Genomic DNA, 25,894 nt, shown 5'->3' on the forward strand with positions numbered 1-25,894 from the left:
GGGCACTGCGCAGACGTACGCACAGGAGCGATGACACATGACCGACCCCGTGACGCTGGCCGGCGAGGGGCCGATAGGCGAATTCGACGAGCAGCGTGCCCAACGTGCGGTACGCGAGTTGCTGATCGCCGTCGGCGAGGACCCCGACCGTGAGGGCCTCAGGGAGACCCCGGCGCGGGTGGCGCGGGCGTACAAGGAGATCTTCGCGGGCCTGCGGCAGCAGCCAGAGGACGTGCTCACCACCACCTTCGACCTCGGCCATGACGAGATGGTGCTGGTCAAGGACATCGAGGTGACCAGCACCTGCGAGCACCACCTGGTGCCGTTCGTCGGCTCCGCGCACGTCGGGTACATCCCCTCCGCCGACGGCAAGATCACGGGACTGTCGAAGCTGGCCCGGCTGGTCGATGTCTATGCCCGGCGGCCCCAGGTGCAGGAGCGGATGACCACCCAGATCGCGGACTCGGTGATGAAGATCCTGGAGCCGCGCGGGGTGATCGTGGTCGTCGAGTGCGAGCACATGTGCATGACCATGCGGGGAGTGCGCAAGCCCGGGGCCAAGACGATCACATCCGCGGTGCGGGGCCAGCTACGCGATCCCGCGACCCGCAACGAGGCGATGAGCCTGATCATGGCGCACTGAGCGGAGCCCCTGCGCGCTTGCCGGGAGCACGCGCCTGTTCGCCGGAGCGGACGTCTGCTTGCCGAAGCGGATGCCTGCGCGCCTGCTCCGGCCGTGTCCCGGGCGCCCGGCCGGCCGGTGGCCCGGACGCGAGCGCATCCGCCCCTTCGGGCAGGTGTCGCGTCCGGCCGGCCGTCTCCGGCATCCGCCGCCGTGCCGGGCCCATTTCCCACCGTGCCCGGTCTCGCCGTGGCCGGCCGTGCGGTTCGGTGTCCCACCGCGGTGGGGGCGGGGGAGTCGGTCCGCTACTCGGCGCGGGTCGCCCCCGAACCGGAGTTCTCGTCGTCGTCCTCCGGGAGCTTGCAGACGCGCTCGAGGAAGAACGCCGCCGCTATCACCGCGACACCGGTGACCACCGACAGGCCCGCATAGACGGCCTGGTCACGGCGCGCGGGGATGTCGAGCGACTCCAGCAGGAAGACGCCCGTGCCCCCGTACAGGCCCGCCACCAGGGCCGCCACGAGCGCGCTCGACTGGCCGAAGACCACGGCACGGGCCGCCATCAGCGGATCGACGCCCTTGGCTCCCGGCCGGCGCTCACGCTGGGCGCGCAACCTGGCCCGCAGCGAGAGTGCGGTGGCGAGCAGGACGACGGCGATGACCGCCAGCACGATGGGTGCGGCCAGCGGGACCCGGGGCAGCGTGCCCACCGAGTCCCACAGCCGGGCGCCGGCCCAGGACAGCACCCCGGCGACGACGAAAACCCCGGCCAGCATCCTGATGCGCAGCTGCTTCACTTCGCCCCTTCACCGACGGCGGCCGTACACCCGCTCCGGCCGGAGCGCGCGGTGGGTGCGGGCACGCTGGTTCGTCCGCGGGGCCGCCGGAGCGGCCGGTGGGTCACCGGACGTGACCGGTCCCGTCCCCGCGGACCTTTCCGGTAGACCTTAACGACTACTCGGGCAGCCGGAGTTCCAGGTCGACACGGACTGCGACGCCTTCCTGCCGCACCGCCTCCAGCAACCCCGCCACCGGCCCCCGGCCCGGCAACTGCGCCTCCGGGTCGACGTCGTGCCAGGGGACCAGGACGAAGGCGCGCTCGTGGGCGCGCGGATGGGGGAGGGTGAGCACCGGGTCGTCGGAGACCACATCGGCGTAGGCGACGATGTCCACATCGAGGGTGCGCGGCCCCCACTGCTCCTCGCGGACCCGGTGGAAGGCCTCCTCCACGGCCTGCGCACGCTCCAGCAGGGAGGACGGCGGCAGGGTCGTCCTCACCACCACGACCGCGTTGAAGTACGTCGGCTGGCTGCCCGGCGTGACACCCCAGGGCTCGGTCTCGTACACCGGCGAGACGGCCTTGACGCGCAGGCCCGGGGTGTCCTCCAGGGCGTCGACGGCGCCCTGGAGGTTCTCCAGGCGGTTGCCGAGGTTGCTCCCCAGGGAGATCACCGCGCGTTTGGGGTTGCTGAGCGTGACGTCTGCCGCGTCCACCTGCTGCACCACGGAGGCCGGTACCGGCTGTACGGTCGGGTCGCCCTGCCCCTCGGCGAAGAATGCGGTCATGCTCGGCTCCGGATGATGGTGACGGTCACGTCGTCGAAGGGGACCGTGATCGGTGCGTCCGGCTTGTGCACGCGGACCTCCGCCTCCAGCACCCCCTCGTGGGTCAGGCACGCCTGGGCGATGCGCTCCGCCAGCGTCTCGATGAGGGCCACCGGCTCCCCGGCGACGATGCCCACGACCTCTTCCGCCACGGTGCCGTAGTCCACGGTCTTCGTGAGGTCGTCGTCGGCCGCGGCCGCGCGGGTGTCCAGGCCCAGGACGAGGTCCACCACGAAGGGCTGGCCCTCCTCGCGCTCCCGCGCGTAGACCCCGTGGTGCCCTCGGGCTCTGAGTCCGTGCAGCGCGACACGATCCACGCGAATCACTCCTGCAGTCGTCGGTCATGGCCGGGCCGTGTGCGGTGCGGTCGGTCACCGGCCCGGGAGGGAATCTACCCGTGGGCACCGACAGTGCCCCGGGCCGGGACCGTGACCGGGCGTAACCCCCGTCCTGGCACACCGGCCCGGGAACACCGTGCAGGTGCCCCCGGCCGACGCTCCGGACGACGTCGTCGCGCGGCGTCCGGGGCGGCGCGGCTGAGCTTGTTCAGGCCGGACGACCAGGCCGGACCGTTCGGCGTATCAGAGCCCTTACCCACTCAGACGGCGGTGTCGTCACCTTCGTCGTCCTCGGATTCGGCCAGAACGGGGGAGCCGTGGTGGGACCAGAGCTTCCAGCCGTCCGGTGTGCGCAGGAACACATTCGTGGCGACCACGAGCTGGCCCACGAGCGGTCCCGGCTCGTCGCTGTCATCGGGGGCGGGGCCGCCGCTGAGGATGTTCTCCGTGCAGGTCACCAGGGCGGTACCGCCGGTGACGGCGACCTGGACGTCGGTGAGGAAGAACTGGATGTAGTCCGTGTTCGCCATGATCAGGGCGTAGGACCTCAGCACCTCGCCGCGGCCGGTCAGTACCGGCCAGCCCGGGTGCACGCAGGAGACCTGCGGTTCGCCGTCGCCCAGCCAGAGGGTGGCGAGTTCCTCGAAGTCACCGCGCTCCAGCGCCTCGTAGAAGGCGGTGTTGACGCCCTCCACCCGTTCGGCATCGGTACGGGCTGCGCCGGTCACAGGGCTCCTTCCGTGGTGCCGGCACCGGTCGCGGTGCGGGCACCCGCTACGGCGCGGGCGACGCGGACGGCGTCCGCGGTGGGGCGCACCTCGTGGACCCGGACCGCCCAGGCGCCCTGGTGCGCCGCGATGGCGGAGACCGCGGCGGTGGCCGCGTCCCGCTCGCGGGCGGGCGGTGGAGCGCCGTCGGGGGAGGCGAGCACCCGGCCGAGGAACCGCTTGCGCGACGCCGCCACCAGCACCGGGCGGTCCAGGTCCGCCAGCCGGTCGAGGTGGGCCAGCAGGGTCAGGTCGTGTTCCGCGTCCTTGGAGAAGCCGAGGCCGGGGTCGATGACGATCCGGTCGGCGCGGACACCGCCGTCGACGACGGCGTCGATGCGCGCGCGCAGCTCGGTGACGACCTCGGAGACCACGTCGGCGTAGACGCCGCGGACGTTCGGGCCCTCCAGGAAGCCGCGCCAGTGCATCACCACGAACGGTGCGGCCGCCTCGGCCACCACGGGGATCATGGCGGGGTCGGCGAGGCCGCCGCTGACGTCGTTGACGAGCAGGGCTCCCTCGGCCAGGGCCCGCTCGGCGACGGAGGCGCGCATGGTGTCCACGGACACGGCGACCCCCTCCGAGGCCAGGCCCCGCACCACCGGCACCACCCGGCGCAGCTCCTCCGCCTCGTCCACCCGGGCGGCGCCCGGTCGGGTGGACTCGCCGCCCACGTCGACCAGGTCCGCGCCCTGGGCGACCAGGTCGAGGCCGTGCTTGACCGCGGTCGTGGCGTCGAAGAAGCGGCCGCCGTCGGAGAAGGAGTCGGGTGTCACATTCACGACCCCCATGACCGCGCAGCGGTCCCATTCGGGCAGCCCCGCGACTCGGCCGTGGCCACGCAACGTACTCATGCCTCCAGCCTAGGCCCGCCGTCCGACACCCGGCCGCGTGCGGCTCGCTCCGATTGCGCCTCGGCCGGGGACGTGCGGGGCGTCCTGGGCCGGGGACGTGCGGTGCGGGAGCCCGGGGGCCGCGCGGCGGGAGGCCGGGAGGCCCGGCCCCCGTACACGGCCGCCCCGCCGGGGTTGTCCGGCGGCGGGGCCCGCCGGGGTTGCCCGGCCGGGTGGCTCCGCCGGGTGGCCCCAGGGGGTGGGGCCCCCTGCTCGGGAACGGGCGCGTGGAGACCGCCGGGTGCAGACGGGCGCGTGGAGACCGGCGCGTGCAGACCGCCGGGTGGAGGCCGCCCCACCGGCGGGCGGTGAGGGAGGAGGACCGTCGGCGTCGTCATCGTGCTCAGTCGGCCGCGTCCCGTTGCGCTTCCCTGCCCCCTCACGGCTCGTCCCGTCGTGGGGGGCGTGCCGCGGTGCGCTGTCGCGCCCCGGCGCCGACTGCCCCAAGTCTGCGATGTTCGGGGGCTTTTGTGTGGATGTTGGAGTGGCCGGAGTCTCTTTTTGTGTATCTGGCGCTCTTCTTCGGCATCTGGTACTGGGTTTTTGCCGGGCGGCCCACCACGGGCACCCCTTGCGCGGTAAGTTTCTGGCCATGCCACGTGGACGTCACCGCCATTCCCCCCCTCTGCACAAGTTGCTGCCGCCTTCGGCGATCGCGGGCGTCTCCGTCGTCTGCGCCGCGGGCACCTGGTTCTCGGCGGAGCCCGTGGTGCTGCGCGGCCTTGCGGTGGGTGCCGCGGCGGCCGCCGTCGTGGGCTCGGTCGTGATGCGGAGCTGGGACCGGCTGGCGGGCAGACAGGTGGCCGACCTGGTGCGGGCACGGGAGAGCGACGGCTGGACCCACGAGGAGCGGGTGGCCGAGCTGGAGGCGGACCTCGACGAGTCGCGCGAGCTCAGGCAGAAGCTGGAGAGGAAGCTCCGCTCGAAGCGGGCGGAGCTGGCGGGACTGCGCAATGAGCACGCCGCGCTGCTGCGGCGGTACGCCACCGCGGAGACGGAGCGTGCCAGTGCGCTCGAAGGGCGCCGTCTGCTCGCGATCGAGGCGGTTCCCGGGGCGGCGGACGACGCGGCGGGCGGCAGGCCGGGTCCCGAATCCGAGGTACGTCCCGAGCCCGCACCGGAGCCGGTGCCCGAGTTGACGCCGGAGGAGCGGCTGCCCGCCGTGCGGCGCAGCGCGGAGGCCGCGAGGGCGCGCGGCACGACCCCGCCCGCCTCGCTCTTCCTGCGTGCGAACGCCGCGCTCGAACTACTGGCTCGCAGGGCCGCACCGCCCACCCCCCAGGGACCGCAACCCACACCGCCACGGGGCAGGACCGCACCGGCCGGACCCCATGGCCCCGGTGCTCCCGGGCCGCGGCGGCCCGGTGCACCCGGGGCGCAGGGCGCGCACCGGGTTCCGGAGCAGGCGCAGCGGCAGCCGCGGACGCCCGCGCCGGGACCGGCCCAGCGGGCGGAGCGCCCTGCGGGTCCGCAGGACGGGCAGGGCCTGGCCCGGGTGCGGACGGCGGCGCGGCCGACGCCCGCCGGGGCGGCGCGGATCGCCTCGGTACGGACCCTGGGCGCCCCGGGGACCGCGCAGGCGGACGTCGCGTCGGCAGGGGACGGGCCCGAGCGGGCCGGTGCGGCGCAGGCCGCGTCGGCTCGGGAGGGGGCGTCCCGGGAGGAGGCGGCGCGGGCCGCGGGTCAGGTGGCCCCGGCGGACGCCCCCGGTGCCGGTGAGGGCCATGAGCGCGCCGGGGAGACCCAGCAGGCGGGGCCCTGCGCTGTCCCGGCCGCGGCGGCGGCGGTGGTGGTGGCGCCGGCGGCGCCGATGCGCCCTGCCCTGGCGGGCGGTTTCGACTTCTTCGGCAACAAGGCCGCGGCCGTGGCGGAGCCGTCCGCCCTGGACGCCGTGCACAACACGGATCTCGCGGACGTGGTCGGCGACGAGGCGCTGGCCCTGCACAAGGCCGAGGAGGAGGCGACGTTCAGGCCCGCAGGCGCGGCCGAGCGTGGTGTCGGCCAGATCATCGACCTCACCGCGCACGACGAGACGGAGCGACTGGACGTCACGGACCTGCGCGGCGCCGTCTCCTAGGAGCGGCGCCGCGAGGGGCGCCTACGCCATCCACCGATCCGGTCGCGCCGTGCGCCGCCCCGTGCGGGAGCGGTCCGCCTGGGCGTACAGGAGGGCCTCGGCCTCCTCGGTGGCACGCAGCCGGGCCGGAACGGTCCGCCCGGCGCCGGTGTCCACCCGCACGTCCGCGAGGCCCGCGAACCGCTCCCAGGGGCCCTGTACCAGCCGCACGCTCTGCACCTTCGCGTGCGGCACCAGAGACACGGTGCGCCTCAGCAGTCCGCGCCGGGCGGCGAAGACGCTGTCGGTGACGGCGAACCCGTGGCCCCGCCACCACACCGGCACGCACCAGCGTGCCCGCCGGGGTGCCGGGGCGAAGTCCTGCGGCACCGTCACGCCGGGCAGCACCCGGGCGACCACGTCCTGTGCCACGGTGAGCGGCGCAACCGGCATCAAAACCGAGTTCGCCGACCCGGCCACGTCCAGCTCGACCCTGACCCAGCCGCGGCGCCGCCACAGCAGCGGCTCGACCAGCCGCACGGTCTGCACCCGCCCGGGCGGCACCGTCTCGTGGGTACGGTCGAGCAGTCCGTGGTCGATGCGGAGGCCGTCCGGCGACTCGCCCACCGTCCAGTCGTACTCGGCGACGAACCGGCCCACCGTCCGCGCGCCCGCTCCGCCGAGCAGCGGCACGGCCACCGCGATCACCGTCCAGGGGCTGTGGGTGAGCGACCAGAGCACCGGCGGGATCACCAGCGCCGTCAGTACCGGGCCCCAGGCGGTGCCGGTCAGCGCCACCGACAGCGCCAGCATCCGCGGCGGGATGCGCAGCACCTGGCGGGCCGGGGCCTCTCCGACCTCGCGGACCGCCTCCGGCGCGAAACCGGCGGCACGCGCGAGGAGTTCGGCGCGCAGGCCGCGCGCCTCCCGTTCGCCCAGGTAGGCGAGCTCGTCCTTCTTCTCCGTGCCGACGACGTCGAGCTTCAGCTTGACGACGCCGATGAAGCGGGCCAGCAGCGGCTGGGTGACGTCCACCGCCTGCAGCCGGTCGAGCCGGATGTGCGCGGTGCGCCGGAACAGCAGCCCGGTGCGGATGCGCAGCTCGGTGTCGGTGACCGCGAAATGCGTGTACCACCAGCTCAGGAAGCCGTAGAGGGCCGCGGCGGGGATCAGTAGCGCCAGGCCCGTGACCAGTGTGGTGGTGGTCAACTGGGAGACCCGGTGCTGCGCCTGGTCGGGGTCGTGCACCGCCCAGCCGATGATCAGCGCGATGGGGGCCCAGGCGCGGCGCAGCGGGGTGACGGGGTGCAGCCGCTGCTCCGCGGCCTCGCTCCCGCCCTCTGCGGGCCTGCTCCCGCCCTCGTCCACCGCGCCCTCGCCACCGTCCTTCGTGGGCGGGCGCCCGCCCTCCGCGGGGGCGTCGCCCCGTTCCGTAGGACCGGCGCTCTCGGCGGACGCGGTGTCCTCGGCGGACGCGGCGGACGCGGCACCCCCGGCCGCCACGGTCGTCGCGCCGCCACCGCCGGGCTCGCCGCTGCCGCTGAGCGCACCGCCCCCGTCGGCCATCGGCGTCACCCGTTCCTCACCGGGCCCTCCGGCCTCACCGAGAACCCCGACATCGGCGGACACCGCGCCCTCACCCGACACCACAGCCTCGCCGGGCACCCGGGATGAGCCCGGCACCGGGCTTGACGCGCCCGGCACCGGGCTTGACGCGCCCGGCACCGGGCTCTCGACGCCCCCGGCGCAGGCACCGGCCTCGGGCGCGCCCCCGGTCATGCCCCCGAGCACGCCCCCGGTTCCGTCCCCGCCGCCGGGCGCCGCGTCGGCGGCGCCGTCGTCGGCCTCCGAGCCTTCGCGGGACCCGGTGCCGCCATCGGGCCCCGCCCCCTTCACAGTCCCGCCGATCGGGCCTCGCCGAGCTCGGTCAGGCGGTCGCGAAGACGCTCGGCCTCCTCGGGCAGCAGTCCGGGAATGCGCGCGTCCGTGGCCGCGGCCGCGGTGTGCAGTTGCACGCTCGCCAGGCCGAAGTACCGCTCCACCGGTCCCGAGGTGACCTCCACGAGCTGCATCCTGCCGTACGGCACCACCGTCTCCTCGCGCCAGAGCACGCCCCGGCTGATGAGGAGGTCGTCGGACCGTTCGGCGTACCGCCACGAGCGCCAGTTGCGGCCCAGCATCCGCCACCCGGCCGGCAGCACCGCGGCCGGCAGGGCCGCACAGGGCGCCCAGACCGCCCCCGCGAGCAGCCACGGCACCACCCCCGCGGCCACCGCCACCGGCACCAGCCACACCACGAGCATCAGACGCCGCATGCGCAGCAGTCCGGGCGGCAGCCCCACCCACACGGGACCGGAAGCGGCCGCACCCGTTCCGGACCCGGCACCGGGGCCACCGGCGCCCGTACCCGTCCCAGTCCCCGTCTCCATGCCGCAAGCCTACGTAGGGGACACTGGCCGGGGCCCCCTGGAGGAGCGACGGAGGAGAGAGCGGCGGCATGAGTCCCACCACGGAGACCACGGTCGGCGTCGGCGGCGCCGCGGAGAGCACCGACATGGTGCTCAACATCGGCCCGCAGCACCCGTCGACCCATGGTGTGCTGCGGCTGCGCCTGGTGCTGGACGGTGAGCGCATCGTCGAGGCCGAGCCCGTCATCGGCTATATGCACCGCGGCGCCGAGAAGCTGTTCGAGGCCCGCGACTACCGCCAGATCATCGTGCTCGCCAACCGCCACGACTGGCTGTCGGCGTTCTCGAACGAGTTGGGCGTCGTCCTCGCCGTCGAGCGGATGCTCGGCATGGAGGTGCCCGAGCGCGCCGTCTGGCTGCGCACCCTGCTCGCCGAGCTCAACCGCACCCTGAACCACCTGATGTTCCTGGGCTCCTATCCCCTCGAACTCGGCGGCATCACCCCGGTCTTCCACGCCTTCCGCGAGCGCGAGGAGCTGCAGAACGTGATGGAGGAGGTCTCCGGGGGCCGGATGCACTACATGTTCAACCGGGTGGGCGGCCTCAAGGAGGACCTGCCCGCCGGATGGACCGCACGCGCGCGCGTGGCGGTGGCCTCCGTACGCTCCCGGATGGACGTGTACGACCGCCTGGTGCTCGGCAACGAGATCTTCCGCGGCCGGACCAGGGGCGTGGGCGTCCTCGCGCCCGAGGCGGTGCACGCCTACGGGGTGAGCGGCCCCATCGCCCGAGCCTCCGGTGTCGACTTCGACCTCCGGCGCGACGAGCCGTACCTCGCCTACCCCGAGCTGCAGGACACCCTCCGTGTGGTCACCCGGCAGGAGGGCGACTGCCTGGCCCGCTTCGAGTGCCTCCTGGAGCAGGTGCACAACTCCCTGGAGCTGGCCGACGCCTGCCTGGACCGGCTCGCCGACCTGCCGCCCGGCCCCGTCAACCAGCGGCTGCCCAAGGTGCTCAAGGCACCGGAGGGCCACACCTACGCCTGGACCGAGAACCCGCTCGGCATCAACGGCTACTACCTGGTCTCCAAGGGCGAGAAGACCCCGTACCGGCTGAAGCTCCGCTCGGCCTCGTACAACAACATCCAGGCCCTGACCGAACTGCTGCCCGGCACCCTGGTCGCCGACATGGTGGCGATCCTCGGGTCACTGTTCTTCGTCGTCGGCGACATCGACAAGTAGCCCCTCGCCGGCATCCACGCCATCAGCGCCGGTAGTGCCGTCAGTGCTGTCAGCGGCGGCGGTACCGTCAGTGCTGTCGCCGTCGATATTCGTCAGTGCCGCCCATGCCGTGGACGACGTCGCCGGCATCGGCGAGCGGGCCGGCAGGTGGACCGCCGGGCGGGGAGCCGGCCGGGAGGGCGTCCTCCGGGAGCCCCGGCGGATGCGGCATCCGCACCGGCTGCATCAGCCAGCCGAAGCCGCCGAGACCGTCCCGTGCGGTCAGCTCGGCGGCCTCGCCCGCGGCGGCCAGGGCGCGTACGTAGGCCGCGGGATCGCGGGTGGCGAGCGACAGCGGGGGCCGCCCGCCGCTCAGTCCCAGGGTGTGCAGTGCCGCACGCTGGGTGACGAGCCGGGGCCCGGGCGGCGTGCCGTCCCGACCGGGCCGGTGGCCGCCGGGGTGGTCGCTGCGGTGGTCGGCGGCGCCCTCGGCCGCGCGGCCCGCGCCGGCCGCCGCGCAGGCGTCGAGGGCGACGTGTGCGGTGATGTCGCACGAGCCGTCGGGCACCGGGGCCACCTCCCGGCCCGCCCGGAAGCCGCTGAGCGTCCCGTAGGGAGGCCGGGAGTCCCTGCGGTGCCCGTAGTCCGCGGCGACCGCGTAACCGGCCTCCAGCGTCCCCACGGCAGCCGCCCATGCCTCGTCCCTGGTCCGTCCGATCTCCGCTCGCAGTCCGGGCCGCGCCGCGAGCGGCCACCACCGTCGCAGCCACCGGGCGTCGGGCCCCTCGCCGACCGGCCCGCCGAGGACCTCGGTGCCGTCGCCGCGGACCAGGACACGGTGCGGCACACCGTCGGGGCCGGTCTCGACGATGTCCAGGGGCACGTTGTCCAGCCACTCGTTGGCGAAGAGCAGGCCCCTCACGCCCTGCGGAGGAGTGCGGCACCAGGTGACGCGGTACGCGCCCGCGTCCTCGGCGAAAGACGGGTGCGCCGCGCCGCGGACGGCCCCCACTCCCGCGGCGTGCGGGGCGTCCCGGTTCCCCGCGCCGGCTCCCGGGTGCGCGCCCGCACGCTCCACCGCGTACCCCCGCGCGCGTGCGGCCACTTCGGCGGGCAGCGCGGCAAGGACACCGCTCACCAGTTCGCCCCGGCCCGCGCCCATGTCCACGAAGGCCAGCTCGGCCGGGTGGCCCAGGGCCTCGTCGACCCGGCACAGCAGCCGCGCCACCGCCTCGGCGAACAGCCGTGAGGCGTGCACGGACGTACGGAAGTGGCCGGCCGGGCCCTCGGGCCTGCGGTAGAAACCGCCGGGCCCGTAGAGCGCCGCCTCCGCCGCCTCCCGCCAACCGGACGCCGCGCCGTCGCGCCGTCCGGGCAGGCTCCCGTCGCGCCGCCCGGGCAGGGCCGCGTCCCGTCGCCCGGACACCGCGCCGCCGGGGCCACGCGCCGGGTCCTGAGCGCCCCCGGGCGCGCCGTCGGGGGCCGGGTGCGCCCCGGCGCCGGGTCCGGGGTCCGCCTCGTCCGTCACGGGCACCAGGCTAGGCACGGTCCGGGACCTCCTCCACCTTGCGGAGTACGAGGAAGCGATACGGATCGGCCCTCCGGTTGACTCCTGCACGCAGCACGCGTCTCTACGCTGGGTTACGTGCAACGTCTCTACGACTTTCTCCGCAGACACCCGACATGGGTCGACGGCTTCTGGGCCGTCGTCCTTCTGGGTCTCGAAGTCGTGAGCCTGGTGAGCTTCCTCTCCCGGCAGGCGGAGCACAAGCCGCACGTCGCGGCGTTCCCGATCGCGCTCGCCCTGTGCGTCGCGATCGCCCTGCGCCGCCGGGTGCCGGAACAGATGCTGGTGCTCACCGTCGTGGCCGGCCTCGCCCAGGTGGCCTTCGACGTGGATCTCATGCCGGCCGACTTCGCCATGCTGGTGATCATCTACACGGTGGCTGCGGACGGCCGGCGCTGGGCGTCGCGGTTCGGGCTCGTCGGCGGGCTGTGCGCGGCCCCGGTCGCCCAACTGGTGTGGCCCGCGACCAACAGCGCCGGCACCGTGGGCAGGCTCCTCGTCACACTCTTCCAGACCGTGCCGTTCGCGCTCGCCTGGGTGCTCGGCGACTCCATCCGCACCCGCCGCGCCTACCTGGCCCAGTTGGAGGAGCGCGCGGCCCGCCTGGAGCGAGAGCGCGAGGCGCAGTCCAAGGTCGCGGTCGCCGCGGAACGCGCCCGTATCGCGCGCGAACTCCATGACGTGGTGGCCCACAACGTCTCCGTGATGGTCGTCCAGGCGGACGGCGCCGCCTACGTCATGGACAGCGCCCCGGACCAGGCGAGGAAGGCCCTGGAGACCATCTCGGGCACCGGGCGGCAGGCGCTCGCGGAGATGCGCCGGCTGCTGGGCGTGCTGCGCACCGGCGAGCCGCAGGAGAGCGAGGAGTACGTGCCGCAGCCCGACGTGGGCCAGCTCGACGAACTCATCGAGCAGGTGCGCACCGCGGGACTGCCGGTTGACTTCAAGGTGGAGGGCACGCCGCGCCCGCTGCCCAGCGGTGTGGAGCTGACTGCCTACCGGATCGTGCAGGAGGCGCTCACCAACACCCGCAAGCACGGCGGGAACGACGTCGGGGCGAGCGTGCGGCTGGTCTACTTCGACGACGGCCTGGGGCTGCTCGTGGAGGACGACGGCAAGGGGGCGCCGCACGAGCTGTACGAGGACGGCGGCGCGGACGGCAGGGGGCACGGCCTGATCGGCATGCGCGAGCGCGTCGGCATGGTGGGCGGCACCCTGGACGCCGGTCCGCGCCCGGGCGGAGGCTTCCGTATCAGTGCCCTGCTGCCGCTCAAACCCGCACACTGATGCACCCGCACCCCGAGCGCCCCCCGCTGTCCTCACGCGCCGCCCCGACCGGACCCCGCCCCGGCGCCCGCCCCCGCTGTCGCCCGTACGCCCACGAAGGGATGTCCCCCTGATGCCGTCCACCCCGCCCGCCCCGCCCCTGCCTCCCGAGCCGCCGGGGCCCGGCAGGCCGATCCGGGTGATGCTCGTCGACGACCAGGTGCTGCTGCGCACCGGCTTCCGCATGGTGCTGGCCGCACAGCCGGACATGGAGGTGGTGGCGGAGGCCGGCGACGGTGCGGAGGCCCTCGACGTGCTGCGCGCGACCGCGGTCGACGTGGTGCTGATGGACGTCCGCATGCCGCGGCTCGACGGCGTGGAGGCCACCCGCCGGATCTGCGCCGCCGACGACCCTCCGAAGGTGCTCATCCTGACCACCTTCGACCTGGACGAGTACGCCTTCTCCGGCCTGAAGGCGGGCGCCTCGGGCTTCATGCTGAAGGACGTGCCGCCCGCGGACCTGCTGGCCGCGATACGGTCCGTGCACAGCGGTGACGCGGTGGTGGCGCCGTCCACCACCCGGCGGCTGCTGGACAGGTTCGCGCCGATGCTGCCGAACGCCGCGGGCGAGGAACCGCGGCACAAGGAGCTGCACCGGCTGACGGAGCGCGAGCGCGAGGTCATGGTGCTGGTGGCGCAGGGCCTGTCGAACGGCGAGATCGCCGCCCGCCTCGTGCTCTCCGAGGCCACCGTCAAGACGCACGTCGGGCGGATCCTCACCAAGCTGGGGCTGCGCGACCGGGTGCAGGTGGTCGTCCTCGCCTACGAGACCGGGCTGGTGCGGGCGGGCGGCGGCACCGGTTTCTGACCGTGCCGGCGTCCTGCGGGCGCCGTGCGCCTCAGCGCAGCACGCCCTCGATGAACTCGCTGCCCAGCCGGGCCACCACGCCCAGGTCGAGCCGGTACTGCACGTAGCGGCCGCGGCGGCGGGTGGTGATCAGACCGGCCCGCTTGAGCACGGCGAGGTGCCGGGAGATCTCCGGGGCGGTCATGCCGTGCGCGTCCGCGAGTTCGCCCGTGGTGTGCGCGGCGCGCGCGAGGTGCCGGCACAGCCGCATCCGCACCGGGTGCGCGAGGGCCCTCATCCGGAGCGTCAGTTGCTCCACGGAGGGCGCGGCCGGGCCGGAGGCGGCCGGGCCGGGCGCCGCCACCGGGTAGTGCAGCACAAGCTGCCAGCCGGGGCGGTGCAGGACCATCAGGTGCGGCCAGCCCATGCTGGTGGGCACCAGGACCAGCATGCCGTCGCCGACGCCGAAGCGGCCCACGGCGAGCTTGTCCACGGTGATCGCACCGGCCGTCTCGTCGAGCACGAGCGCCGGGGAGACCGCGGGGAGCATCCCGGCGAGGCCCTTGCGGCGCAGCAGCTCCGTCTTGTGCCGTGCGTCGGCGGCGAGCTGGGGGCGCACCCGCGCCCAGGTGTCCGCGAAGAACGCCTCGTCGCAGTCCTCCAGGAGCCGGCGCAGCCAGCCGCGGACGCCGGGCGGGTCGGCGAACAGCCGTTGGGTGAAGCGCAGTTGCCGCGGGCCGCGGGCGGCGGCCAGGTCCAGCGCGTGCTGCCGGGCGCGCGGGTCACGGAGGACGGGCGCGTGCTGCCTGCCGGGGGCCGGATCGCCGGAGAACTCCAGCGCGGCGTCGACGAACTGCTCGTCGCTGAGCCTGTCCAGGAGGTCGAGCTCCTCGGCGAGGGTGCCGCCGGGGAGCGCCGACCTGCCGGGCAGCCCCGCGGAGGGCAGGAACACGTCCGAGTGCGAGGTGGTCCACAGGAAGTCCGCCTCGCAGAGCCGGTCGGCGAGCGAGGGGTCGAGCCGCGCGGAGACGGCGGTGGCCCACGACTGGAGCCCCGGGTGGTGGTCCGGCACGGCACGCGCGTGCAGCGCCATGCCGAGCTCCGCGAGGGGCGAGGGCACGACGGCGATCCGCTCCGGGGGCAGCCCCCTGATGTCGATGCGCACGCTCATGGGGTCCATGGTGCCCGGCGGGTCCGACAGCGCTGCCGCCGATTGACGGCCGGCGTCAATCGGCGCGACCCGCGCCGTCGGGCCCCGCCGGCCGCGGTGCCGGGGCGTCCGACGGCGCGGGGCACGGGCCGCCGGGCCGTCGACCGGGCCCGCCGGGCGGGACGGCACGGGGCCAGGCGGGTGGCAGGGGTGCCGGGCCGTGGACGGACCGGCCCCGCGGACTGCACGGGGCGCCGGGCCGTCAGCCGGGCAGGCGCGCCACGAAGCGGGCCACCGCTTCCTTGACGTCGTCCGCGGTCCACTCCAGTCCGGGAGCGTTCACCGTGACCTCCGTGAAGGCGGTGCCTGGCGCGCCGGAGGCGGTCCAGTGCCAGAAGAGGCAGGTGCCGTCCTCCTCGGCCTGCCGCAGGGCTGCCTCCTCGAGCGGCTCCGCCTCGTACGGCAGCCACACCTGGAACTGGTGGGTGTGCGGCACCTGCGGGTGCACCCGCGCCCAGGGCAGGCCGGTCGCGGCGAAACCCTCCCGGATCGCGTCGGCCACCACGCGCGCGTGCGCCACGTACGACGGCAGCCGCGGCAGCTCCCGGTCCAGGCCGATGAGCGCCGAGAGCACGGTCGGGAACTGGTGGAAGATCTGCCCGCCGTACCGGTGCCGCCAGATCCGCGCCTCTTCGGTGAGCGTCCCGGGGCCGGCGAGCACCGCCCCGCCCAACCCGCCGAGCGACTTGTAGAACGACACGTAGACGCTGTCCGCGAGGCCCGCGACCTCGTCCAGGGGATGTCCCAGGTGCGGCACGCTCTCCCACAGGCGGGCACCGTCGAAGTGCACCACCGCCTCCCGCTCCCGCGCGGCGGCCACCACCTCCGTCAGCTCCTGCCAGGACGGCAGCACGAAACCGGCCTCCCGAAGGGGCAGTTCCAGCATCAGCGTCCCGAAGGGCTCGCCCAGGTCCCGCACCTCCTGCGCGTTCGGCAGCCCGGGCCGCATCGTCGGGTGGACGGTGCGCAGGCCGCTCACGGCTCCCAGCGCGTCCCGCTCGTGCACCTCGGGGTGGGACAGCGGGTGCAGGGCCACCGTCGCGTTCCCCGTGCGGCCCGCCCAGCAGCGCAGCGCGACCTGCTGCGCCATGGTGCCGGTGGGGAAGAAGACCGCGCCCTCCTTGCCGAGCAGGCCGGCCACGCGCTCCTCGAGGGTCTCGACGATGCGGTCGCCGTACAGGTCGGCGGGCTGGTCGAGGTCGTACGCGTCGGGCCCGTGCTCCAGCAGGTGCCTCAACCGGTCTCCCACGGGCGCGTGCAGGGCGTTGCCGCCCACCCGGCGCCGCACCGCCCGCAGTGCGGTGATCCGGCGGGCACGTATGCCGTCCGCCGCCTCCTGCGCTCCCTGCCTGCCCTCGCTGCTCTCGCTCATGCCCCGAGCATGTCCTACGGGACGCGGCCGGTGTACGGGCTTTCCGCCCCTCGGGACCGCCGGAGGCTCCCGTGCGCGTCGCGGCGCCGGGGCGGGCCCCCGCCGTGCGGAGGCCGAGCAGCCCGTTCTGCACAGCCTGTGGACAACGGAACAGCCTCGAAGCTGGATAGCGTTAACATGACGAGAAATCGTCCGGTACCCCCGAGCGGACTGGAACGGAAGGCCGTCGTCGCGTGAACACACCACCACCGGATCCCAGCGCCCGCCCGGCGCGACTGACCGTCGGCGTCGTGGGAGCGGGGCGCGTCGGACCCGCGCTGGCCGCCTCGCTCCAGCTCGCCGGGCACCGTCCGGTCGCCGTCTCCGCGGTGTCCGACGCCTCGCGGCGCCGGGCCGCGGAGCTGCTGCCCGACGTGCCGGTCGTAGCACCCGCCCAGGTCCTGGAGCGCGCCGACCTGGTCCTGCTGACGGTGCCCGACGACACCCTGCCCGGCCTGGTCGAAGGGCTCGTGGAGACCGGTGCCGTGCGGCCCGGCCAACTGCTCGTGCACACCTCGGGGCGGTACGGCACCGATGTGCTGGCCCCCGCGCTGCGCTCCGGCGCGCTGCCCCTCGCGCTGCATCCGGTCATGACCTTCACCGGCACCACCGTCGACGTCCAGCGGCTCGCGGGGTGCTCCTTCGGCGTCACCGCGCCCGAAGAGCTGCGGCTGGCCGCGGAGGCGCTGGTCATCGAGATGGGCGGCGAGCCGGAGTGGATCGAGGAGTCCGTCCGCCCGCTCTACCACGCCGCACTGGCCATCGGCGCCAACCACCTGGTCACCCTGGTCGCCGAGGCCATGGAGGTGCTGCGCTCCGCGGGCGTGGCCGCACCGGACCGGATGCTGGGCCCCCTGCTCGGCGCCGCGCTGGACAACGCCCTGCGCTCCGGTGACGCCGCCCTCACCGGCCCCGTGGCCCGCGGCGACGCGGGCACCGTCGCGGCGCACGTGGCGGAGCTGCGCAAGCACGCCCCGGGCACCGTCGCCGGATACCTCGCCATGGCGCGCGCCACCGCCGACCGCGCCCTGTCCCACGGCCTGCTCAAGCCCGAGCTCGCCGAGGACCTGCTGGACGTCCTCGCGCACGGCGCCGCCGGCCGGGGCACCGAGGGGGAAGAGCGATGACCGTCCTGCTGCACACCGCCGCGGACCTGAGGGCACGCGCGCGTGCCGGCCGCCGCGCCGTCGTGATGACCATGGGAGCCCTGCACGAGGGCCACGCCACGCTGCTCCGTGCGGCCCGCGACCTCGCCGACGCCGCACCGGGCGGCCCTGGCGAGGTGGTCCTCACCGTGTTCGTCAACCCCTTGCAGTTCGGGGCGGGCGAGGACCTGGACCGCTACCCGCGCACCCTGGAGGCCGACCTGCGGATCGCGCAGGGTGCCGGCGCCGACGTGGTGTTCGCCCCGAGCGCCGACGAGGTCTACCCCGGCGGCCGCCCCGAGGTCACCCTCGCCGCCGGGCCCATGGGAGAGCGCCTGGAGGGCGCCTCGCGGCCCGGCCACTTCGACGGCATGCTCACCGTCGTCGCCAAGCTGCTCCACCTCACCGACCCGGACACCGCCCTCTTCGGCCAGAAGGACGCCCAGCAACTGGCCCTCGTCCGGCGCATGGTGCGCGACCTGAACTTCCCGGTGGAGATCGTCTCCGTACCCACCGTCCGCGAGGCCGACGGCCTGGCCCTCTCCAGCCGCAACCGCTACCTGTCGCCGCCCGAGCGCCGTACCGCGCTGGCGCTCTCCCGCGCGCTCTTCGCCGGCCGCGACCGGCACGCGGCCCAGGAGGCGCTGCGGGCCCGTGCCGCGCTCGCGCCCACCACGCACGCGCGTGCCGACGCCCTCACCGCACTCGGCGAGTCCCGCGCCGCAGCCGACGCGCACGCCGTCGCGGGCGCGATACCCGGCGGCCCCGCCGCGGTGCGCGCCGCAGCCCGGCTGGTCCTGGACGAGGCCGCCACCCGCACGCCCCCGCTGGAGCTCGACTACGTGGCCCTCGTCGACCCGGCCGACTTCACCGAGGTCCCGGACGACCACACCGGCGCCGCCGTACTCGCGGTCGCCGCGAAGGTGGGACGCACCCGGCTGATCGACAACATCACGCTCACCTTCGGACCCTTCGGAGCCGCCACGTGACCGGCACCCGGCACCCCGTACGGAGCACCACCCCAAGCCCCGCGAAGCGCACGAGGACCGCCGCGGGCCCGGCTCCGGCGGCCGCCGCGGATCCGATACCGGCGGCCGCGGAAGACCCGGTCGCGGGCGCGGGCCCCGGAGGCCCCGCGGGGGCTGCCGCCCGGGCCGCCGCCGGCCCCCGGTTGCACGCCCCCGCCCCCGGTTGGTCCGAGAGCGCGGACGTGGTGGTGGTCGGCTCCGGAGTGGCCGGGCTCACCGCCGCCCTGCGCTGCGCCGCCGCCGGGCTGCGCACCGTCGTCGTCACCAAGGCGAGCCTGGACGAGGGCTCCACCCGCTGGGCCCAGGGCGGCATAGCGGCGGCACTCGGCGACGGGGACACCCCCGAGCAGCACCTGGAGGACACCCTGGTCGCCGGGGCCGGGCTCTGCGACCGGGACGCGGTGCGCACCCTCGTCACCGAAGGACCCGACGCGGTGCGGCGCCTGATCGCCACCGGCGCCCGCTTCGACACCTCGGCGGCCACCGGCGCCATCGCCCTCACCCGCGAGGGTGGCCACCACCGGAGCCGTATCGCCCATGCGGGTGGCGACGCGACCGGTGCCGAGGTCTCCCGTGCCCTGGTCGCGGCGGTGCGCGAACGCGGCATACCGACCGTGCGGAACGCCCTCGTCCTCGACCTCCTGACGGACGGCGCGGGCCGCACCGCGGGCGTCACCCTGCACGTCATGGGCGAGGGGCAGCACGACGGCGTGGGCGCCGTGCACGCGCCCGCGGTGGTGCTGGCCACCGGCGGCATGGGCCAGGTGTTCTCGGCGACCACCAACCCGTCCGTGTCCACCGGCGACGGCGTCGCGCTCGCGCTGCGGGCCGGGGCCGAGGTCAGCGACCTCGAGTTCGTCCAGTTCCATCCGACGGTGCTCTTCCTGGGCGCGGACGCCGAGGGCCAGCAGCCGTTGGTCTCCGAGGCGGTGCGCGGTGAGGGCGCCCACCTCGTCGACGCCGGCGGGGTGCGCTTCATGACCGGGCAGCACGAGCTGGGCGAGCTGGCGCCGCGTGACATCGTCGCCAAGGCGATCACGCGGCGGATGCAGGAGCAGGGCGCCGAGCACATGTACCTGGACGCGCGCCACTTCGGCGCCGCCATGTGGGAGCGCCGCTTCCCCACCATCCTCGCCGCCTGCCGGGCGCACGGCATCGACCCGGTCACCGAGCCCGTCCCCGTCGCCCCCGCCGCGCACTACGCCTCCGGCGGCGTACGCACCGACCGCCGCGGCCGCACCACCGTGCCGGGTCTCTACGCGTGCGGCGAGGTCGCGTGCACAGGCGTGCACGGCGCCAACCGCCTCGCCTCCAACTCCCTCCTCGAAGGTCTCGTCTACGCCGAGCGCATCGCCGACGACATCGCCGCCCTGCACGCCGAAGGGGCACTCCGCGCGCGCGTGCCCGCCCCCACGGCCCCGCCCGAGCCGGCGGAGCATCCGCTGCTGGCCCCGGAGGCCCGGTTCGCCGTCCAGCGGATCATGACCGAGGGCGCCGGCGTGCTGCGCTCCGCTGCTTCCCTGGAGCGCGCCGCCGCCCGGCTCGGGCAACTGGACGAGGACGCCCGAAACGCCTTCAGGGAGCACGGCAAGACCGCGGAACCGGGCGTCGACAGTTGGGAGGCGACCAACCTCCTGTGCGTCGCCCGGGTCCTCGTCGCCGCCGCCCGGGAGCGCTCGGAGACCCGCGGCTGCCACTGGCGCCTGGACCACCCGGAGCGGGACGACACCGGCTGGCGGCGGCATATCGTCGTCACACTGAACCCCGACCGCGGCCTTGCGCTGCGCACCACCCGGGATGCGGACCTGCCGCCGGTACGGCCGGGCGCGCCGGTCCCGCCGCCCGGGGGGCCGGTACCCGGTGGCGCGGCGGCCCCGTCCGCGGACCGCCGCCATCCGTCCGCCGCGCCCGGCCGTGACACGGGCCGTGATGTCCTTCTCCCGTCCGATACCGTCCAGCAGCGCCCCCAGGAGCAGTGAGCCACCGTGAGCACCCCTGACCTCCCCCTCGTCCCCGCGGCGGACCCCTCACCGGGGGGCTGCGGCTGCTCCGGCGCGGGGGAGCACGACGAGGAGCACGACCCCATGGCGTGCGGGCTCGACCCCACGCTCGCGCAGCTCCTGACCGACGAGGGGCTCGATCCCGTGCTCGTCGAGGACGTCGCGCACCTGGCCATCGCGGAGGACCTCGACGAGGGCGTGGACGTCACCACCGTCGCCACCATCCCCGAGGACGCCGTCGCCACCGCCGACTTCACCGCGCGCGAGAACGGCGTCGTGGCCGGCCTGCGCATCGCGGAGGCGGTGCTCTCCGTGGTCTGCACCGAGGAGTTCGAGGTCGAGCGGCACGTCGAGGACGGCGACCGGATCATCGCCGGGCAGCGGCTGCTGAGCGTCACCACGCGGACCCGGGACCTGCTCACCGCCGAGCGCAGCGCGCTCAACCTCCTGTGCCGGCTCTCCGGCATCGCGACCGCCACGCGCGCGTGGGCGGACGCACTGGAGGGCACGAAGGCGAAGGTCCGCGACACCCGCAAGACGACGCCGGGGCTGCGCGCCCTGGAGAAGTTCGCGGTGCGCTGCGGCGGCGGCGTCAACCACCGCATGTCCCTCTCCGACGCGGCCCTCGTCAAGGACAACCACGTCGTGGCCGCGGGCGGCGTCGCCCAGGCGTTCGCCGCCGTGCGCGGGATGTACCCCGACCTCCCCATCGAGGTGGAGGTCGACACCCTCCACCAACTGCGCGAGGTGCTGGACGCGGGCGCCGACCTGATCCTGCTGGACAACTTCACGGTCGTCGAGACCGAGGAGGCCGTGGCGCTCGTCCAGGGACGCGCGTTCCTGGAGTCCTCGGGGCGGCTCACCCTCGACGACGCCCGTGCGTACGCCGAGACGGGCGTCGACTATCTTTCGGTGGGCGCGCTCACGCACTCCGCGCGGATCCTCGACATCGGGCTGGATCTGCGCGCGGCCGAGGGGAGCGCGGCTGCGGGTGAGGCGGAGGGGACGGGCGCGTCCCGGGACGGGGCGGAGTAGGCGTCATGCTGCTGACGATCGACGTGGGGAACACCCATACGGTGCTGGGCCTCTTCGACGGCGAGGACATCGTCGAGCACTGGCGCATCTCCACCGATCCGCGGCGCACCGCAGACGAGCTGGCCGTGCTGCTCCAGGGGCTCATGGGCATGCACCCGCTGCTCGGCGACGACCTGGGCGACGGCATCGACGGGATCTCCATCTGCTCGACCGTGCCCTCCGTGCTGCACGAGCTGCGTGAGGTCACGCGCCGGTACTACGGCGACGTGCCCGCCGTGCTCGTCGAACCCGGGATCAAGACCGGTGTGCCGATCCTGATGGACAACCCCAAGGAGGTCGGCGCCGACCGCATCATCAACGCGGTGGCGGCGGTCGACCTCTACGGAGGGCCGGCGATCGTGGTCGACTTCGGCACGGCGACGACGTTCGACGCGGTGTCCGCGCGCGGTGAGTACGCGGGCGGGGTCATCGCGCCCGGGATCGAGATCTCGGTGGACGCCCTGGGGATGCGGGGGGCGCAGCTACGGAAGATCGAGCTGGCGCGGCCGCGGAGTGTGATCGGGAAGAACACGGTCGAGGCGATGCAGTCGGGAATCGTCTACGGGTTCGCCGGACAGGTCGACGGGGTCGTGCGGCGGATGGCCCGGGAGCTGGCGGACGATCCGGACGATGTGACGGTGATCGCCACCGGGGGCCTGGCGCCGATGGTGCTGGGGGAGGCGTCGGTGATCGACGAGCACGAGCCGTGGTTGACGCTGGTGGGGCTGCGGTTGGTGTACGAGAGGAACGCCTCCCGGCTGTAGCCGCCCTCCGTCGGCGCGGTCGGCGCGGTCGGCGCGGTCGGGCCGGTTGTCCGGGGCGGTCCAGGTCGGTCCAGGGCGGTCCGGTCGGTCGGGCCGGCCAGTCGGTCTGTCCCGGTCTGTCCCGGGTGGTCCGGTCGGTCCGCGACAGGGGCTCGGACGAGTGGGGGATCCGCCCGCTGTCCGTGCCCCGCACCGCCCGCGGTCCCTGGAGGCCGCGTACACGCCGTAACACGCCCGATAAGACAAATTTGTCGGATTAGCCCCTATCGTCACATCATGCCCACGCCCTACGGATCCCGCGGCGGCATGGCGTTCGCCCCGGCGGAGCTGCGCGTGCTCCGCCGCGCCCTCGCCCTCGCCCTCCATCCCAGTTCCGCCACCGTGCAGGACGTCCAGGACTGCCACCGTCTCGCCGAGTCCGTCGACGATGCGGCGCGCGAGGGCGCCCGGTTCCGTGCGTTCCTGTTCGACGATCTGGCCCGCTACCGTGCCGCACTGCCGGGCACCGCGACCGGGTATCTGGCCCTGCTGGGCGATGCGCTGGAGGCCGCGTACCGGCCGGGACCCGACGACTTCGCGGCCCTGCGGGCGCTGCGCGGCAGTTCCGCCGCCGCGGCGCTGCTCGACCGGTGCCGGGCCGTCCTGGAGGAGAGCATGAGCGTCCAGCTCGCCGATCGCGCCCCCTTCCCCACCGCCCGCGCCGAGCACGTGCCCGGTACCCCGGCGGCCCGCAGTGCCGTCGTCCCCGCCTCGCGGCGGCGGTTGCAGGCGCTGCCCGGCGGACTCTGCGCCGCGGACCCGCCGGAGCCGTCCGAGCCGCAGGAGCCGGCCGAACGCCCGGACACCGAGGCCAGGCCCGACGAGGAGCCGGAGCCCGCGGCCGAGCCGGAGCACGAGGGCGAGCCCAAGCCCCGCAAGCCCGGCGAGCCGGGGCGGCCGGTACCCACCCCCGCCGAGGTCTTCCCGCCCAAGCGCAAGCCCGCGCCGCCCCCGAACCCGCCGGAGCAGCGGGCGGCCGGGTAGCTACTCTGGGGACATGGAATACGTTTCTGCGCTTGTGCCCCCCGTGGTGATGGCCGCGCTCTTCATCGGCGTGATCGTGACGATGGTGAAGAGCCAGGGCGGTGCCAACAAGGGCAAGGAGGACGCGGCCGTCGACGCCGCGCTCGCCGCCCGCCGCGACGCCACCGCCGCGACGGGCCCCGCGGCGGCCGGTGCCGCCGGCACCGCGAGCGCTGCCGGTACCGCGGGCGCGGGCAGCGGCGACGCCCGGGGCTGAGCCGCCCGGCCCCCGGTACCCGCCGGCACCCCCGTACCGCTACCACCCCGGCACCGGGACCCTCCGCCGCCTGCCCCCCGTTCGCCGAGCGAAGGCGCGAAGCCCCGCCTGGCACGGCTGCGCCCCGCCTGGCACGGCTGCGCCCCGCCGCGGTGCCCTCCCGTGACGGCCCCGCGGCCCGCGGCCATCGGTGACCCGCCGAAGGGACGACGCCCGGAGGCGGCGCCAAGAGGGCGTGCAAAGGTCCGCCCGGGGTCGACCCGGAGCCCGTCCGGGGGGAGACCCCGGAAGCCGGCCTCCGCACCCGGCCCCGCAGCCGTCCTGTGACGCCGGCCTCCGCACCCGGCCCCGCAGCCGTCCTGTGACGCCGGCCTCCAAAAGGGGCTGAAAGTCGGCCAGGACCTGGCCCCGAAGGCGCGGCAAAAACATCCTCTTTCGGTCCTTTTCGCGCCTATTCACCCCGTAAGCCACGTTCGTTACGCTCTCGGGTGCTTACAGGACTATTGTTCAGGTGTGCCTCGGCCTCTGGGAGAACTCGAAGACGCGGTCATGACGCGGGTCTGGAAGTGGAACCGCCCCGTGACCGTTCGAGAAGTCCTGGAAGATCTGCAACGGGAGCGGACCATCGCGTACACCACCGTGATGACCGTCCTGGACAATCTTCATCAGAAGGGGTGGGTGCGCCGAGAGGCGGAAGGCCGCGCCTATCGATATGAGGCGGTCTCCACGCGGGCCGCCTACGCGGCCGCCCTGATGAACGAGGCGTGGTCGCGCAGCGACAACCCCGCGGCCGCTCTCGTCGCCTTCTTCGGCATGATGTCGCCGCAGCAGCGTGAAGCGCTCCGCGACGCGATGCGCATCGTCCAAGGGCCTCTGAGCCCGGTCGCCGGCGAGAACGCCGAAGAGGACGAGAAGCCGGAAGAGCCGGAGAACGCCGAAGGGATCGGCGAAGTGGCCGACGAAGGGGTCCGCGAAGTGGCCGGTGAAGAGGCCGGTGGAGGGGGCGAGAACCCCCGGAACCCCCGGAACGCCGAGATGCCCGAGAACCGCGAGAACGGGGAGAACCCCGAGAACGCCGCGCCCGCCGAGAACGGCGAACGGCACAAGGCCCCGCCTTCCAGGAACGGAACGCCGCAGAACCCCGGGTCCCTGCGCACAGAGGCCGGGCGATAGCGTCCGGGCATGCCAGCAGAGCCCGAAGTCACCGCAAAAGCCCTTACTGTCCGGCGTGCCAGGACCAGCGATGTCCCGCAACTGCGCCGCCTCCTGGACCGCTACGTCCGCAAGGGCATCCTGCTCGACAAAGCGACCGTGACGCTTTACGAGGACATCCAGGAGTTCTGGGTGGCCGAGCGTGACGACAACGCGCAGGTCGTGGGCTGTGGAGCGCTGCATGTGATGTGGGAAGACCTCGCGGAAGTGCGCACACTCGCCGTACACCCCGTGGTCAGGGGCACCGGGATCGGGCACCATCTCTTGGAGAAGCTCCTGCAGACCGCCCGCTGGCTCGGTGTTCGACGCGTATTCTGCCTCACCTTCGAAGTCGACTTCTTCGCCGCCCACGGCTTCGTGGAGATCGGTGAGACGCCCGTCGACACGGATGTCTACAGCGAGCTGCTGCGTTCCTATGACGAGGGCGTTGCGGAGTTCCTCGGTCTCGAACGGGTGAAACCGAACACCTTGGGCAACAGCCGGATGCTTCTGCATCTGTGATCGCCGACGGTATTCCCGTCGTCACTCGACCCGGTGCCCTATGTCCGAAACGCGCATGTTTCCAGGGCTCTTGGGGTCCTTGGTCGCTGTCAGGGGTTTGTGTTTTTCCGGGAAAAGCGGTTTGCTTTCCGACGTAGTGCAGTAGTGCATATAACAAGGGGACGGCGAAACAGCGGCCGGAGCCGCGGGACACCGGCCCGCACGTTATCGATGAAAGGAATTACGGTGGCACAGAAGGTTCAGGTCCTTCTTGTCGACGACCTCGACGGGGGCGAGGCGGACGAGACCGTCACGTTCGCACTGGACGGCAAGACCTACGAGATCGACCTCACCACCTCCAACGCGGACAAGCTCCGTGATCTGCTGGAGCCCTACCTGAAGGGCGGCCGCCGTACCGGAGGCCGTGCCTCGGGTGGCCGTGGAAAGGCCCGCGCCGCGGCGGCGTCCGGCAGCAGCCAGGACACCGCGCAGATCCGTGCCTGGGCCAAGGAGAACGGCTACGAGGTCAACGACCGGGGCCGCGTCCCGGCGAACATCCGCCAGGCATACGAGGACGCCCACCGCTGAGCGCGGGCGTCTGACGGGCGGAGCCGGTGGCGCTGCGGGGGGCCGCCTTGCTCACGCGCCGCACCGGACCGCGTGCCCCGGCCGTCCCGTCCGTCACGGGGGTGGGCACCGCAT

Annotated in this window: 25 protein-coding genes; 15 read left to right on the forward strand and 10 right to left on the reverse strand. The window is 74.4% G+C overall.

All coding sequences use genetic code 11. The annotated features are described in order from the left end of the window. The first annotated feature begins 37 nt into the window (after positions 1 to 37). On the forward strand, positions 38 to 643 hold the full coding sequence (folE, locus tag IE313_RS25965; protein WP_189936305.1) for a GTP cyclohydrolase I FolE: 606 nt from the start codon (positions 38 to 40) through the stop codon (positions 641 to 643). Positions 644 to 927: 284 nt separating this feature from the next. Here the strand turns inward: folE and IE313_RS25970 are convergent, their stop codons facing one another. From IE313_RS25970 to folP, 5 genes are all read right to left on the reverse strand, one after another. Beyond that, a complete protein-coding gene (locus IE313_RS25970) occupies positions 928 to 1,419 on the reverse strand; it encodes a DUF3180 domain-containing protein (RefSeq protein WP_189936307.1) in 492 nt (163 codons plus the stop codon). Positions 1,420 to 1,576: 157 nt separating this feature from the next. After that, positions 1,577 to 2,188 (reverse strand): 2-amino-4-hydroxy-6-hydroxymethyldihydropteridine diphosphokinase, encoded by a 612-nt coding sequence (gene folK / locus IE313_RS25975; protein ID WP_189936309.1) that lies wholly within the window; start codon positions 2,186 to 2,188, stop codon positions 1,577 to 1,579. Then, on the reverse strand, positions 2,185 to 2,544 hold the full coding sequence (gene folB / locus IE313_RS25980; protein ID WP_189936310.1) for a dihydroneopterin aldolase: 360 nt from the start codon (positions 2,542 to 2,544) through the stop codon (positions 2,185 to 2,187). The genes folK and folB overlap by 4 nt, the downstream gene beginning before the upstream one ends. 281 nt (positions 2,545 to 2,825) lie before the next feature. Further along, complete coding sequence (locus IE313_RS25985) at positions 2,826 to 3,293, reverse strand: nuclear transport factor 2 family protein (protein ID WP_189936312.1); 468 nt, start codon at positions 3,291 to 3,293, stop codon at positions 2,826 to 2,828. Continuing rightward, positions 3,290 to 4,186, reverse strand: a complete 897-nt coding sequence (gene folP, locus IE313_RS25990; protein ID WP_189936313.1) for a dihydropteroate synthase — start codon at positions 4,184 to 4,186, stop codon at positions 3,290 to 3,292. The genes IE313_RS25985 and folP overlap by 4 nt, the downstream gene beginning before the upstream one ends. A gap of 631 nt (positions 4,187 to 4,817) precedes the next feature. On the opposite strand from folP, the gene IE313_RS35520 reads away from it, so the two are divergent. After that, the gene (locus tag IE313_RS35520; protein ID WP_229924960.1) at positions 4,818 to 6,302 is read left to right on the forward strand and encodes a hypothetical protein; all 1,485 of its coding nucleotides are present in this window, start codon (positions 4,818 to 4,820) and stop codon (positions 6,300 to 6,302) included. A gap of 21 nt (positions 6,303 to 6,323) precedes the next feature. On the opposite strand, the gene IE313_RS26005 is transcribed toward IE313_RS35520, so the two are convergent. Together IE313_RS26005 and IE313_RS26010 are read right to left on the reverse strand one after the other, a co-directional pair. Continuing rightward, entirely contained in the window at positions 6,324 to 7,847 is a 1,524-nt protein-coding gene (locus IE313_RS26005; RefSeq protein ID WP_189936315.1) for a PH domain-containing protein, read from the reverse strand. Between the two features lie 326 nt (positions 7,848 to 8,173). Further along, a complete protein-coding gene (locus IE313_RS26010; RefSeq protein WP_189936317.1) occupies positions 8,174 to 8,710 on the reverse strand; it encodes a PH domain-containing protein in 537 nt (178 codons plus the stop codon). 68 nt (positions 8,711 to 8,778) lie between these two features. On the opposite strand from IE313_RS26010, the gene IE313_RS26015 reads away from it, so the two are divergent. After that, positions 8,779 to 9,930 (forward strand): NADH-quinone oxidoreductase subunit D, encoded by a 1,152-nt coding sequence (locus tag IE313_RS26015; RefSeq protein ID WP_189936319.1) that lies wholly within the window; start codon positions 8,779 to 8,781, stop codon positions 9,928 to 9,930. 67 nt (positions 9,931 to 9,997) lie between these two features. On the opposite strand, the gene IE313_RS26020 is transcribed toward IE313_RS26015, so the two are convergent. Next, positions 9,998 to 11,437, reverse strand: coding sequence for an SAM-dependent methyltransferase (locus tag IE313_RS26020; protein ID WP_373317065.1), 1,440 nt, complete (start codon positions 11,435 to 11,437; stop codon positions 9,998 to 10,000). Between the two features lie 117 nt (positions 11,438 to 11,554). On the opposite strand from IE313_RS26020, the gene IE313_RS26025 reads away from it, so the two are divergent. Together IE313_RS26025 and IE313_RS26030 are read left to right on the forward strand one after the other, a co-directional pair. Then, positions 11,555 to 12,763: a sensor histidine kinase gene (locus IE313_RS26025; RefSeq protein WP_189936321.1), complete on the forward strand. Its 1,209-nt coding sequence runs from the start codon at positions 11,555 to 11,557 to the stop codon at positions 12,761 to 12,763. Positions 12,764 to 12,875: 112 nt separating this feature from the next. Further along, positions 12,876 to 13,610, forward strand: coding sequence for a response regulator transcription factor (locus tag IE313_RS26030; protein WP_189936323.1), 735 nt, complete (start codon positions 12,876 to 12,878; stop codon positions 13,608 to 13,610). Between the two features lie 31 nt (positions 13,611 to 13,641). On the opposite strand, the gene IE313_RS26035 is transcribed toward IE313_RS26030, so the two are convergent. Continuing rightward, positions 13,642 to 14,760, reverse strand: coding sequence for a DUF5937 family protein (locus tag IE313_RS26035; protein WP_189936325.1), 1,119 nt, complete (start codon positions 14,758 to 14,760; stop codon positions 13,642 to 13,644). Between the two features lie 241 nt (positions 14,761 to 15,001). Continuing rightward, on the reverse strand, positions 15,002 to 16,171 hold the full coding sequence (locus IE313_RS26040; protein WP_189936327.1) for a threonine aldolase family protein: 1,170 nt from the start codon (positions 16,169 to 16,171) through the stop codon (positions 15,002 to 15,004). Positions 16,172 to 16,404: 233 nt separating this feature from the next. Here IE313_RS26040 and IE313_RS26045 point away from each other — a divergent pair, with 233 nt between their 5' ends. From IE313_RS26045 to IE313_RS26090, 10 genes are all read left to right on the forward strand, one after another. Then, positions 16,405 to 17,337, forward strand: a complete 933-nt coding sequence (locus IE313_RS26045) for a Rossmann-like and DUF2520 domain-containing protein (RefSeq protein WP_189936329.1) — start codon at positions 16,405 to 16,407, stop codon at positions 17,335 to 17,337. Further along, positions 17,334 to 18,344 (forward strand): pantoate--beta-alanine ligase, encoded by a 1,011-nt coding sequence (panC, locus tag IE313_RS26050; protein ID WP_189936331.1) that lies wholly within the window; start codon positions 17,334 to 17,336, stop codon positions 18,342 to 18,344. Before IE313_RS26045 ends, panC begins: the two co-directional genes overlap by 4 nt. Positions 18,345 to 18,526: 182 nt before the next feature. Then, positions 18,527 to 20,362: an L-aspartate oxidase gene (locus IE313_RS26055; RefSeq protein WP_373317069.1), complete on the forward strand. Its 1,836-nt coding sequence runs from the start codon at positions 18,527 to 18,529 to the stop codon at positions 20,360 to 20,362. A gap of 6 nt (positions 20,363 to 20,368) precedes the next feature. After that, entirely contained in the window at positions 20,369 to 21,418 is a 1,050-nt protein-coding gene (gene nadC, locus IE313_RS26060) for a carboxylating nicotinate-nucleotide diphosphorylase (RefSeq protein ID WP_189936332.1), read from the forward strand. 5 nt (positions 21,419 to 21,423) lie between these two features. Then, positions 21,424 to 22,221, forward strand: coding sequence for a type III pantothenate kinase (locus IE313_RS26065; RefSeq protein WP_189936333.1), 798 nt, complete (start codon positions 21,424 to 21,426; stop codon positions 22,219 to 22,221). Positions 22,222 to 22,497: 276 nt separating this feature from the next. Next, the gene (locus tag IE313_RS26070; RefSeq protein WP_229924961.1) at positions 22,498 to 23,244 is read left to right on the forward strand and encodes a hypothetical protein; all 747 of its coding nucleotides are present in this window, start codon (positions 22,498 to 22,500) and stop codon (positions 23,242 to 23,244) included. A 13-nt stretch (positions 23,245 to 23,257) separates the two neighbouring features. After that, positions 23,258 to 23,500 (forward strand): hypothetical protein, encoded by a 243-nt coding sequence (locus IE313_RS26075; RefSeq protein ID WP_189936421.1) that lies wholly within the window; start codon positions 23,258 to 23,260, stop codon positions 23,498 to 23,500. A gap of 513 nt (positions 23,501 to 24,013) precedes the next feature. Beyond that, entirely contained in the window at positions 24,014 to 24,673 is a 660-nt protein-coding gene (locus IE313_RS35525; RefSeq protein ID WP_268256748.1) for a BlaI/MecI/CopY family transcriptional regulator, read from the forward strand. A gap of 9 nt (positions 24,674 to 24,682) precedes the next feature. Continuing rightward, entirely contained in the window at positions 24,683 to 25,213 is a 531-nt protein-coding gene (locus tag IE313_RS26085) for an amino-acid N-acetyltransferase (RefSeq protein WP_189936335.1), read from the forward strand. Between the two features lie 225 nt (positions 25,214 to 25,438). After that, positions 25,439 to 25,780 carry a histone-like nucleoid-structuring protein Lsr2 gene (locus IE313_RS26090; RefSeq protein ID WP_189936337.1) on the forward strand — a complete coding sequence of 114 codons (342 nt, stop codon included), beginning with the start codon at positions 25,439 to 25,441 and terminating at the stop codon, positions 25,778 to 25,780. Positions 25,781 to 25,894: the final 114 nt, after the last annotated feature.

The organism is Streptomyces sulfonofaciens (assembly GCF_014656295.1).
GTDB classification, from domain to species: domain Bacteria; phylum Actinomycetota; class Actinomycetes; order Streptomycetales; family Streptomycetaceae; genus Streptomyces; species Streptomyces sulfonofaciens.